Below are 1,582 nucleotides of genomic sequence, written 5' to 3'. Positions count from 1 at the left end.
CGACTTATGATTAGCATAATCAGTCATTAAGAATGAAGGGGAATAGGGGGAAACGCAAGGAATGTAACTATTTGAAATATCATCATTTAGCATTTTCTTGCTATTTTGAGGGTAAGCGAAAACGAGCATCAAACGGCAGGAGTTCCGTTACCAAATCGTAACCCATCAGGGAAAAAGCAAAAAGGGGTTACGAATTGAAGGTAAACAACTGTGTCATAGGTTTTTATTCTTCATCTTTCATTTTTCTGCATCGCTCAGGAATACTTGTTCATCTGTACCTTTGCAAGCAAAGGAAATTTAGAAAAAACGACAGAAAAATGAAAGAAAACAAACTCAAAGTATCGTTCTTCGTTCAGGCGAAACGAACCGACAAGAAAGGACTTGTGCCTGTTATCGGGCGCATCTCCGTAGGCAGAACCCATTCGGGCTTCTCCACCAAATGCAAAACTCCGCTTGCTCTTTGGGACAGTCGTAAGCAAAGGCTTATCGGCAAGAGCAGCATGGCTGTGTCCGTCAATCAGAAACTTGGTGAATGCACCGCACTTATCCACACACGCTTTCACGAACTCTGTGAAAGAGAAGAATCCTTTACAGCCACAGACGTGAAGGATGCCTATCAGGGGCAAATCCACCGCCAAGCCTTGCTCTTGGAGAGTTTCGGGGAGTATCTTACACAGACAAAGGAGCGTATAGGCATCGACCGAGCCTTGAAGACGTTCAAACTCCGTACCTATCAGCTATCCTTGCTCCGTGAGTATGTGCAGAAGAAGCACATGGTAAGCGACATCCCACTCTCACAGCTGGACAAAGCATTTATAGAGGGCTTCGAGTATTATCTCACCATCGACCGCAGACTGAAACGCAGCAGCATATCCAGTACCTTATCCACCTTGCAGACCATCGTCCGTATGACGGTAAAGAAAGGTGTGCTGGACTTCTATCCTTTTTTGGGCTACAGTTACGAGCGACCAAAGGGTGAACCAAGAAGCATTACGCAGGAAGAACTTGAGCGCATCATCAACTTGGAGATTGAATGGGAGAACTATCGTTTTGTCCGTGATTTGTTCGTCTTTTCTTGCTTTTCAGGGCTTGCCATCTCCGATGTCCGCAATCTGAGAGAGGAAAACATTGTCTTGGAAGAAGGCAAACTCTGCATCAAGGGCAGACGCATGAAGACCAAGACCCCGTATCGTGTACAGGTGCTTCCCCCTGCGCTGACTATCATGAATCGTTATAGAGGGATAAGGGCAGGCTTTGTCTTTGACGTGCCGACCACCGACATTGTCCTCAATGGTATGCACTACATACAACGAAACATCGGCATGGAAACTCCGCTAACCTTCCACATGGCTCGCCATACCTTTGCTTCGCTTATCACGCTCTCGGCAGGCGTTCCTATCGAAACGGTGAGCCGTATGCTCGGACACACCAACCTGAGAACGACACAGGTATATGCAGCGGTTTCCTCCGAAAGAATCCATCGGGATATGCAAGCGATACAGCAGCGAATACAAGATACATTCACCTTAAAACTTTGACATTATGGCTCGAAGTACATTCAAGACACTCTTTTATATCAATT

General features: G+C 46.1%; 1 protein-coding gene. It reads left to right on the top strand.

What is annotated here, in order from left to right:
- The first annotated feature begins 317 nt into the window (after window positions 1–317).
- Window positions 318–1,538 carry a site-specific integrase gene (locus HMPREF0671_RS11590; RefSeq protein ID WP_036900954.1) on the top strand — a complete coding sequence of 407 codons (1,221 nt, stop codon included), beginning with the start codon at window positions 318–320 and terminating at the stop codon, window positions 1,536–1,538.
- Window positions 1,539–1,582: the final 44 nt, after the last annotated feature.

It is taken from the genome of Prevotella sp. S7 MS 2 (assembly GCF_000762865.1).
GTDB lineage: Bacteria > Bacteroidota > Bacteroidia > Bacteroidales > Bacteroidaceae > Prevotella.
This window is presented reverse-complemented; position numbering and strand designations above follow the sequence as displayed.

Coding starts and splice junctions, on each gene's coding strand:
- HMPREF0671_RS11590 (WP_036900954.1), top strand. CDS start 318: ATGAAAGAAAACAAACTCAAAGTATCGTTCTTCGTTCAGGCGAAACGA.